Source organism: Streptomyces pseudoechinosporeus (genome assembly GCF_054783935.1).
The window spans coordinates 25,720-34,787 of record NZ_BAAGPS010000029.1; the positions used below are offsets into that span (position 1 = coordinate 25,720).

Below are 9,068 nucleotides of genomic sequence, written 5' to 3' on the forward strand. Positions count from 1 at the left end.
ACATCCAGCTTTGAGGGGGTGTCAGGCGCGCAGGAAGGTCAGTACGGCCAGGACCCTGCGGTGGGTCTCGTCGGCCGGGGGCAGGTCCAGCTTGGTGAGGATGCCGCTGATGTGCTTGCCTACGGCGGCCTCGGACACCACCAGTTCGCGGGCGATCGCGCCGTTCGACCGGCCCTGGGCGATCAGCGCCAGGACCTCGCGCTCGCGCGGGGTGAGCCGCTCCAGCGGATCGCGGCGGCGGCGCAGCAGTTGGCGTACGACCTCGGGGTCGACGACCGTGCCGCCGTCGGCGACCTCGATCAGCGCGTCCACGAACTCCTCCACCTGCCCGACCCGGTCCTTGAGCAGATAGCCGACGCCCGTTCCGTCGCCGGAGTCGAGCAGGTCGGCGGCGTATGTCCGCTGGACGTACTGGCTGAGGACCAGGACGGGCAGCGTGGGCCGCGTTTCGCGCAGCCGTACGGCCGCGTGCAGGCCCTCGTCCTGGAAACCGGGGGGCATCCGGACGTCCGTCACCACGATGTCCGGCCCGTGCTCGTCGACCGCGGCGAGCAGCGCCTCGGCGTCGCCGACGGCCGCGACCACCTCGTGCCCGTAGCGGGTGAGCAGGCCGATGAGCCCGTCCCTCAGCAGCACGCTGTCCTCGGCCAGGACTACGCGGAGGGACCGGGCCGGTCGGTCAACTCGGTCAGCTCGCAAGGGATCTCCACGCGCAACAAGGTCGGTCCGCCGGGCGGGCTGGACAGGGAAAGTCTGCCATCCAGTACTGACACCCGGTCCGCGAGTCCGGTCAGCCCGCTGCCACTCCCGGCGTCCGCGCCGCCCCGCCCGTCGTCGCGTACCTCCAGGAACAGCCGACCGGCGCGGTGACCGCCGCCGACCTCGGCACGGTGCGCCCCGCTGTGCTTGTCGACGTTGGCGAGGGCCTCGCACACCACGAAGTACGCGGCTGCCTCCACCGCTTGGGGCAGGCGCCCGGGCAGTTCCAGGCTCACGTCCACGGGGATTACGCAGCGGTCGGCAGCGTCGGCGACGGCCGCCTGGAGTCCGTAGTCCGCGAGGACCTGCGGATGGATGCCGTGGATGAGCTCGCGCAGCTCGGCGAGGGCCTTGCCCGCCTCGTCGTGCGCCTTGGCGAGCTGGTCGGCGAGCGCGCCCGGCGGGGCGTCAAGTCGGGCAAGACCGAGGGTCATTGTCAGGGCCACCAGCCGCTGCTGCGCCCCGTCGTGCAGATCACGCTCGATACGCCGCCGCTCCGCCTCGAAGGCGTCCACCAACCGGACGCGGGAACGCGCCAGTTCGACGACCCGCGCCCCCAGGTCGCCCTCGCGGGAGGCGATCAGCAGACGGGTCAGGGCGGCCCGCGCGCCCGCCGCGACTCCGAGAACGTAGGCGCACAGGCCCATCAGGACGAGCCCGAGGACGGCGATGCCGAAGGCGGCCGGCCAGCTGGTGACCGTCCACTGCTTGAGCACCTTCGCCTCATGGCCGTCGCCAACCGTCGCCATCAGCAGCGGAGTTGCCGTCATGGACGCCGGGAACAGCAGGGCGACCGTGAGCACCAGGACGTCCACCGGCCACAGCAGGCCCGCGAACAGGAGTGCGTACCCGAGCTCCCGCCAGGTCGTCCGCTCCCGCAGCCGCGTCGTCAGCCAGGCCCACAGACCGGGCTCGGCGGGCACCCGGTGCTGGTCGGGCGCCGGCTCCAGGTCGACCAGACGCAGCCTGAGCCGCTCGACGCGGGCCACCGGCAGACCGGCCAGGGCCGTGCCGACCAGCAGCGGCAGCCCCACCAGGACGACGGCGAGGACCCCGCCGACCGCCGCCAGGGTCACGATCGCCACCAGGGCGGCGACGCCGATCACGGCACCGGTGACCAGGTAGCCGATCGAGCGCCAGGGCCACGCCGACAGCAGGTAGCCGGGCCTGGTCATGGCCTGCCACACGGTGCGGGGTTGTGCGGGGATCGCCGGATGCATGGAGGTCACCGTAGAAGCCGCGTACGTGCCGGTGCCATCGGTCCAGGGGGCGGATCGGGGGTAGGCCTGGCCCTACCTCAGGTCTCGGCTCTGCCGCAGTGCGCCTTTGTGCCCTCGCACGGTTTCGTGAAGCCGTCACCAACCCGAATCGCCAGATCGAGGCCATGCTGTGCTGAGAATCGCCCTGCGCACGCTGCATACCCGCTGGATCACCTTCGTCGGCAGCTTCGTCGCCCTCTCGCTGGGCGTCGCGCTGATCGCCGTGATGGGCCTGGCCCTCGCCTCCTCGCTGGACGCGCCCGAGCGCGGGCCCGAGCGGTTCGCCGCGGCGCCGGTCGTCGTGAAGGGCGCGGACACCCTGCGAGTGCCCACCGCGAACGGCGACGAGACGCGGCAGCTCGCGCATCCGCGTGCCGTACCGGACGAGGTCGTCGCGCGGCTGAAGGACCTCGGGACGGTCGTCGAGGACCGGTCGTTCGCCGTACGGGCCCGGGGCGGCCCCCGCGAGCTGGTGGGCCGCCCCTGGTCGACCGCGGCCTTCGCCCCGTACGAGATGAAGGCGGGACGCGCGCCCCGTACGGCCGACGAGGTCGTCGTCAGCGGTGACTGGGCGAGACCCGGCGAGCGCGTACGGACCGACCGCGGCACCGTACGCGTCGTCGGCACCGTCGCCGGGCGCGGCTTCGAGAACGCCGTGTTCTACACCGACGCGCGCGCCGCCGAGCTGTCGCCGCGCAGCGTCCAACTCGTCGTGGAAGCGGACGCGGCGGCCGTACGCGACGTGGTGCGCGGCAGCGGCGTACAGGTACTCACCGGTGACGCGCGCCGTTACGCCGATGCCGACCCCGACCGGGACAGCGAGGCGCTGACCGCGATGAACGCCCTGTTCGGCACGGCCGGTGGGGTCACCGGCTTCGTGTCGGTGTTCGTGGTGGCGTCCACCTTCGCGTTCGCGGTGGCCCAACGGCGCCGGGAGTTCGGGCTGTTGCGCACCGTCGGGGCGACCTCCGGCCAGATCCGGCGCATGGTCTTCGCCGAGGCCCTCGTGATCGACGTACTCGCTTCGGCCGCCGGCTGCGTACTCGGGGCGTACGGTGCGCCGTGGCTCGCCGACCGGGTGGTCGACGGCGGTCTCGCACCGAGCTGGTTCACAATCGGCGATCACACCTGGCCGTACCACCTGGCCTTCTGGACGGGCCTGCTGGTCGCGCTGTGCGGAGTGGTGGCCGCTTCCTGGCGGGCCGGGAGGACCGCACCGACCGAGGCGCTGCGCGAGGCGTCCGCCGATACGCGGACGATGACGTGGGGCCGCGGGCTGTGCGGCGCGGCACTGCTGCTGACCGCCGCCGTGACGCTGGGAGTGGCCCTGTTCAGCGATCCGGGCGACCTGCTGCACCGCAAGACGTACATCAGCCGCACCATGCTGCTGATCACCGCGGTCGCCCTGCTCGCCCCGGTCCTGGTGCGTCCGCTGACCCGCGTGATCGCCTGGCTTCCGGCCCAACTGCCGGGCGTGGTCGGCAGGTTGGTACGCGAGAACGCCGCCACGGACGTACGCCGCACCGCCGCCGTCGCGGCCCCCGTCCTGGTCACGGTCGCGCTGGCCGGCTCCCTGCTCGGCGCCACCGCCACCCTGAACGAGGCGAAGGCCACCGAGACCCGCGAGCAGACGGCCGCCGACTTCGTGATCACTCCGGCTGACGGCGTGGGCTTCACCTCGACGACGGTGGCGCGGCTGCGCGAGGCGCCCGGAAGCGTGGTCTCCGCGACCTCGTCGAGCGCCGTGTACACGCTGGAGGAGGGCGTGGCCCTCATCAAGTCCGAGGCCCGCGCGGCCGATCCGCGTACGCTCGCCGCGACCACCCGTCTCCCGGTCACGGCTGGCAAAGTCCGCGAACTCGACGACGACTCGATCATCGTCAACGAGGAGTGGGAGAAGCACACGGTCGGAGACCGCGTGGACGTCCGGCTCGGCGACGGCACGAAGAAGTCCCTGCGGATCGCCGCCGTACTGTCCATCGGCACGGGCGACAACGGCGTCTACGTCACTCCGCGCAACGCTCCGGGCGCCACGGTCGACCGAGTGGACGTGGTAGTCGCGAAGGGTGCCGACAGGTCCGCGGTGGCAAGGGGCCTGCACGAGGCGGTGCGCGGCACGGGCGGCGAGATCTTCACCAAAGCCCAGTGGGTCCAGTCGAATTACCCCGAAACCAATCGCACAACCCGACTCGGCATCTTCCTCGTCCTCGGTATCGCCCTGTTGTACACGGCCATCTCCCTGACCAACACCATGATCATGGCAACCTCCGACCGCCCCCGCACCCGCGACCTGGCCGCCCTGCGCCACCAAGGGCCAGACCCTGCGCATGGTCGCCGCCGAGGCCCTGCTGGTGGTAACGGTCGGAGGCACACTCGGCCTCTTGACCACCGCCCTGAACCTGCTGCCGATGTGGACCGCCCTGACCATCCTGTCGACACCCACCTCGCCCCAGATCCCCTGGCCGATCCTCGCCACAACGCTGACGGCGTGCGCACTCCTGGCCGTGGCCTCGGCACTCGCCGCCACGTGGGTCGCCTTGCGGCGAGGGGCGGTGGGGTTGGCGGGCGGGCACGAGTGAGGCCCTGTGCCCCTCCTTTGAGTGATGGCGCCAGCACACCGGCCGACAGGACTTCGCCGGTCTTCTCCTCCACCCCCGCGCGCAGCACACCGCGGGCACAGGCGGTGCGGGCGGCCTCCCCCTCGCCGAGCGGCAGCCTCCGGCTCACCGATCCCCCTCCCGCCCACAGTGCTGTCATCCGATCAACGACGTCACCACGGGAAGGTCACGCAATCGACCCTCGCACCCTTATACGATCTCGGCATCGAACACCGGCACCAGGCCAGCAGATGACGAGTCACTACGGATACCTAAGGAAGTCGGCGAGCCTGGCGCACGGCACCCACCGCAGACAGACCTGCGAGCAGTGGCAGATCGAGGTGACTGGCGGCGGCCGCATCTGGTACCTCCTGGACACCGCCCGCGAGACCTGCTGGATCACCTTCGCAGGCACCGGGCACCCGCGAGCCACAGACCGACGCTGACCCAACACAGCCGGAAGAACCCGGCGTTCATGAGTGCGACTGATCCAGTGAACGCCGGGCATCGGTTTGCATAGGGTGACGGGCGTGGACCCAGCTGACTTCTACACCGGCATCGTCGCAGAGCTCTATGGACCTCTGAAGTCCTTCTCCCAGGACCCCGAGCCCTATGCGGCCTTCGTTCAGCAAACCGGCGTGCCGGCATTGGAGCTGGGATGCGGGGACGGTGATCCTCTGCTGGAGCTACGCCGACGCGGCCTCGAGGTCGAGGGCGTCGACTCCTCCGCGGACATGCTGGCGCGCCTCCGGCGCCGGGCAGACGAGCAAGGCATCTCCGCCACCGTGTTTCACCAGCGCATGGAGGCCCTGAACCTGCCACGCCGCTACCGGGCGATCTTCCTCGCCGGGCCGACCTTCACGCTGCTCCCCGACGATGCCACGGCGCTGGCCGCCCTGCGTGGCATCCGCGCTCACCTGGCCGAGGACGGCATCGCCCTGGTTCCCCTGTTCACCCCCGCACCGACCCCGGCCGAACAGATCGGCCGGGTACGCACGGCCGCCGCCCCTGACGGCGCCGAGCTTCGGGTGTCCGTCGTCGCCGAGCAGCGCGACGAGACAGCCCGGACGCAGACGAGGCTTCTGCGCTACGAGCGCCACCACGGCTCAGACAGCAGCGTGGTGGAGCGCCCGTGGGTCCTGCACTGGTACACCCGTGATGAGTTCGGAAAGTTGGCCACGGCCGCCGGCCTGACCGTGACCGCGGTCACCGATCCGCATGGCAAGCCCGCGCCCACCAGCACCACCGACCTGCATTTCCGGCTCCGAGCCGCCACCTGACCACCCCTCACTCAGCCATGTGCGGGAGCCCCCACAGCACAAGCAGCCCAGTTGCTGTACTTCGCTGCTGTACGACGCCGAAGAACCCCTGCCGGATCTCTCCGACAGGGGTTCTGAGCTGCGGTGGGGTGTTCACGAATGGGGTTGACGTGCGTCCGTCCAGGCTCTGGCTTGGGAAAACGTCCGCGAAGTCGAGTTACGTAGCCAGGACACTCCCGCTAGGGTCCGCAGCTCCTTCTTGCGATCTCCATGGTGGCCGGCTGGGGAGGATCGTCGGTCCATGGATATGTGATCCTCTCCCGCCCCCGCCGATACACCCCCATAGTCGAGACTGCCGGGCGCGCCCAGCCCCTGCGGCGAAGGAGAGGATCGGCCGAGGCCAAACGGCGCCTACGACCAGGTGCTGGCCACGCTGAGCGGCGCCAAGGCCTGATCCAGCAACGCACAAAATGGAGAGCCGAACGTGAAACCCACGAATGAAGACACCGTCGAAATCAGCAGGGCCCTGGCGCTGTGGGCGCACATCATGGACGACCACGAACTGGACCGTCTCGGCGAATGCCTCACCGAAGACGCGGTGTGGGACGGCAGCGTCTTCGGCGGCGACCCGGTCGTCGGGCTGGACGCGATCGCGACCTTCATGAACGCCCCCGGACACGCGAAAGCCCACCATACGACGAACATCGTCGTGTCGGAAGGCCCGGGCGACGAGGTGCGGGCCCGATCCAAAGGTCTGAGCCTGCTGGAGGGCGGCGGTGTCGCCAGCGTCGTCTACGCCGACGACCTGCGACGCACCGATGACGGCTGGCGCATTTCCCGGCGGGTCATCCATCTCACGTGGCCACATCGCTTCTAAGCGGCTCGGGTGAAGTTGGCTGCTGGTTGGGTAGGGCTCCTGTGGGAGGGACGCCATGTCGAACTTCCTCCGCATCGAGTTGACTGCCGATCAGCGTCGCGAGTTGCGCGAACTGCTGGCTCGGCGGGATCTGACCCGCTACACCCGGCAGCGGGCGGAGTGCATCCGCCTGCTCGACCGCGGCAAGACCGCCCCCGAGGTCGCCGACCTGCTGGAGTGCAACGTGGTCACGGTCCGCGCGGCGGCCCACCGCCTCGACGACGGCGGGGTCAAGGCACTGCCGGACGCCCCACGCCCGGGGCGTCCGGCCAGGGTGCTCGGCGACGACGACCGCGCCGCGCTGGCACGGCTGCTGGACGTCTCCGCCGCGGAAGGGATCACCTGGACCGTCCCGGCACTGCGCGACTGGCTGCGCGAACAGCGCGGAGTAGAGATCTCCGCTGACTGGCTGTGGGAGCTGCTGCGCCGTGACGGCTTCCGCTGGAAACGCACCCGCGACACGGTGCGGCACCAGGCCGACCCCGTCCTCCAGCAAGCGGCCCGGGCCCGGTTGGAGGACTTGCGGACTTACGGATGGAGGCGCACGCGGGCGAGCGCGACCTGATCTTCCTGGACGAGTTCGGCTTCGCCCCGACCATGCCCACCGGCTACACCTACTCGCGCATCGGGCAGCGGGCGGTGGTGCCCCGTGAGGACACCAAGAACCGCCGGGTCAACGTGCTCGGCGCCCAGATCGTGGGCACCACGCCGGACCTTCTCTGGCAGCCCACCTGCGGGAAGATCGACGCCGGGATGCTGCTGGAGTTCGTCTGCGCGGACCTGGCCGGCCTGCCCGGTGGGGCCGCAGCCCTGGAGCTGGCCGCCGACGGCCTCGATGGACAGCTGCCCGTCTGGGCACGCTCGCGGCCGTGCACCGTGGTGCTGGACAACGCCTCAGCGCACATGGCCAAGGCGTTCAAGGGCCGCCGCAAGCAGCTGACCAAGATCGGGGTGGAGCTGTTCTACCTGCCACCGCGCAGCCCGGAGTTGAACGACATCGAGTTGGTCTGGCGCCAGGCGAAGTACCAGGATTACTCGCAACGCGCCCAGACCAGCACCGACGCCATCGGCAAGGTCGTCGACCAGGCCATGAACCATCAACGCGACCGGATCCGACAGTCAGCAACGAACCGCATCCAAGCCGCTTAGTCGCGCTTGGGCCAGATCGGGCCCTGGTCGGTCCAGATGACGCCCTTGTTGCGGCACAGGCAGAAGGGGTGGCCGATCGGGTCGGTGTAGATCTGCCAGCCGTAGCCGTTGGGGCCGATGAAGTCCTGCCTTAGCGTCGCGCCGAGGTCGAGGACGCGGCGCTGCTCGGACTCGATCTCGTCCACTTCGAAGTCGAGGTGGAACTGCTTGGGGTGCTCGCTGTCGGGCCACTGCGGAGCGCGGTAGTCGTCCACCCGGATGAATGCCAGCTCGATCTCGCCGAACTGGATGCCGGCCCAGTCCTCGGAGCTGCCTTCCTTGATCGGACGGCCCGTCACCTCGGAGTAGAAAGCCGCCAGCTTCATCGTGTCCGGGCAGTCGATAATGAAATCGGTGAGTCGCAGCATCCCGCGATCTTGTCACGAGCTCACACCCGACTTCGAGACAGGCCCTAAGCTTGAGATTTAAGGTCGCGAGTCCAAACGCGATACACCTTGTCTGTATTGTCCGAGCTCATATCCGGTCTCCAGGCGCCGGTCGTCGGCCGGAACCCGGGCACGAGGTTTTGGTACGCCGGCTAGGAAGTCATCAGTCAGGCGGAAGTTCCTGAATCTCCGGTCGGGGCGCTAACGCGACTCAACGAACCGTCGGGAGAGCGGCACGCTGTTCGGGCGTGAGCGGGTACGCAGCAGCAAGGGCGGCGATTATCCGGTGAGCTACGTCCTGGTCTGCTTGGCCGTCTGGCTGGAGTGCGACGGATCCGCACAGCGCGCGTCCGAACGCCTCTACTGTCACCGCAACACGGTCCTCAACCGCCTGCGCCGATACGAACAGCTCACGGGACGGTCCCTGGCCCGCCCGACCGACCTGGTGGACGTCAGCCTGGCGCTCAGCGCACGCCGGCTCCTGCGCCGCCGGTAGCGATACACAGCGGCGTTGCGGTCCGCCGCCATGCTGCCGGTGCATGAACTTCGACAGCCGCCGACTGCCCTCCCCCGGCCAGGGCAAAGCCACGACAGCGCCGCTCCAGCACCTCGACCTCCTTCCCTTACGCCCCTTACATCCTTGTGGAGAGACGGCGCCGTGACATACGACCGACCGGGCGCGGCCGGCGCTCACTGTGTCGGAG

General features: G+C 70.0%; 8 protein-coding genes and 2 pseudogenes. 7 read left to right on the plus strand and 3 right to left on the minus strand.

Going from position 1 to position 9,068, the window contains the following annotated elements:
• Positions 1–21: 21 nt before the first annotated feature.
• On the minus strand, positions 22–699 hold the full coding sequence (locus ACYVO6_RS28985) for a response regulator (RefSeq protein ID WP_461066228.1): 678 nt from the start codon (positions 697–699) through the stop codon (positions 22–24).
• Positions 654–1,934 (minus strand): sensor histidine kinase, encoded by a 1,281-nt coding sequence (locus tag ACYVO6_RS28990; protein WP_461066245.1) that lies wholly within the window; start codon positions 1,932–1,934, stop codon positions 654–656. The genes ACYVO6_RS28985 and ACYVO6_RS28990 overlap by 46 nt, the downstream gene beginning before the upstream one ends.
• Before the next feature lie 214 nt (positions 1,935–2,148).
• Here ACYVO6_RS28990 and ACYVO6_RS28995 point away from each other — a divergent pair.
• The 6 genes and pseudogenes from ACYVO6_RS28995 (at position 2,149) to ACYVO6_RS29020 (ending at position 7,939) form a co-directional block, all read left to right on the plus strand.
• Positions 2,149–4,597 (plus strand): annotated as a pseudogene (locus ACYVO6_RS28995) (ABC transporter permease).
• Positions 4,598–4,866: 269 nt separating this feature from the next.
• Positions 4,867–5,061: a hypothetical protein gene (locus ACYVO6_RS29000; RefSeq protein WP_461066230.1), complete on the plus strand. Its 195-nt coding sequence runs from the start codon at positions 4,867–4,869 to the stop codon at positions 5,059–5,061.
• Positions 5,062–5,145: 84 nt separating this feature from the next.
• Positions 5,146–5,895, plus strand: coding sequence for a class I SAM-dependent methyltransferase (locus ACYVO6_RS29005; RefSeq protein ID WP_461066232.1), 750 nt, complete (start codon positions 5,146–5,148; stop codon positions 5,893–5,895).
• A 463-nt stretch (positions 5,896–6,358) separates the two neighbouring features.
• Positions 6,359–6,751, plus strand: coding sequence for a nuclear transport factor 2 family protein (locus tag ACYVO6_RS29010; protein WP_033329167.1), 393 nt, complete (start codon positions 6,359–6,361; stop codon positions 6,749–6,751).
• 55 nt (positions 6,752–6,806) lie between these two features.
• Positions 6,807–7,355 (plus strand): winged helix-turn-helix domain-containing protein, encoded by a 549-nt coding sequence (locus ACYVO6_RS29015; protein WP_461066235.1) that lies wholly within the window; start codon positions 6,807–6,809, stop codon positions 7,353–7,355.
• The gene (locus tag ACYVO6_RS29020) at positions 7,325–7,939 is read left to right on the plus strand and encodes a transposase (protein WP_461066237.1); all 615 of its coding nucleotides are present in this window, start codon (positions 7,325–7,327) and stop codon (positions 7,937–7,939) included. The genes ACYVO6_RS29015 and ACYVO6_RS29020 overlap by 31 nt, the downstream gene beginning before the upstream one ends.
• On the opposite strand, the gene ACYVO6_RS29025 is transcribed toward ACYVO6_RS29020, so the two are convergent.
• Positions 7,936–8,346, minus strand: a complete 411-nt coding sequence (locus tag ACYVO6_RS29025) for a VOC family protein (RefSeq protein WP_030617710.1) — start codon at positions 8,344–8,346, stop codon at positions 7,936–7,938. The genes ACYVO6_RS29020 and ACYVO6_RS29025 overlap by 4 nt on opposite strands.
• A gap of 313 nt (positions 8,347–8,659) precedes the next feature.
• On the opposite strand from ACYVO6_RS29025, the pseudogene ACYVO6_RS29030 reads away from it, so the two are divergent.
• A pseudogene (locus tag ACYVO6_RS29030) lies at positions 8,660–8,860 on the plus strand (helix-turn-helix domain-containing protein); the annotation flags it as partial.
• Positions 8,861–9,068: the final 208 nt, after the last annotated feature.

Excerpts from the sequence above, each read along its gene's own strand:
- ACYVO6_RS29015 (WP_461066235.1), top strand. The coding sequence starts at position 6,807 with ATGTCGAACTTCCTCCGCATCGAGTTGACTGCCGATCAGCGTCGCGAG.
- ACYVO6_RS29020 (WP_461066237.1), top strand. The coding sequence starts at position 7,325 with ATGGAGGCGCACGCGGGCGAGCGCGACCTGATCTTCCTGGACGAGTTC.
- ACYVO6_RS29025 (WP_030617710.1), bottom strand. The coding sequence starts at position 8,346 with ATGCTGCGACTCACCGATTTCATTATCGACTGCCCGGACACGATGAAG.
- ACYVO6_RS29000 (WP_461066230.1), top strand. The coding sequence starts at position 4,867 with ATGACGAGTCACTACGGATACCTAAGGAAGTCGGCGAGCCTGGCGCAC.
- ACYVO6_RS28990 (WP_461066245.1), bottom strand. The coding sequence starts at position 1,934 with ATGACCAGGCCCGGCTACCTGCTGTCGGCGTGGCCCTGGCGCTCGATC.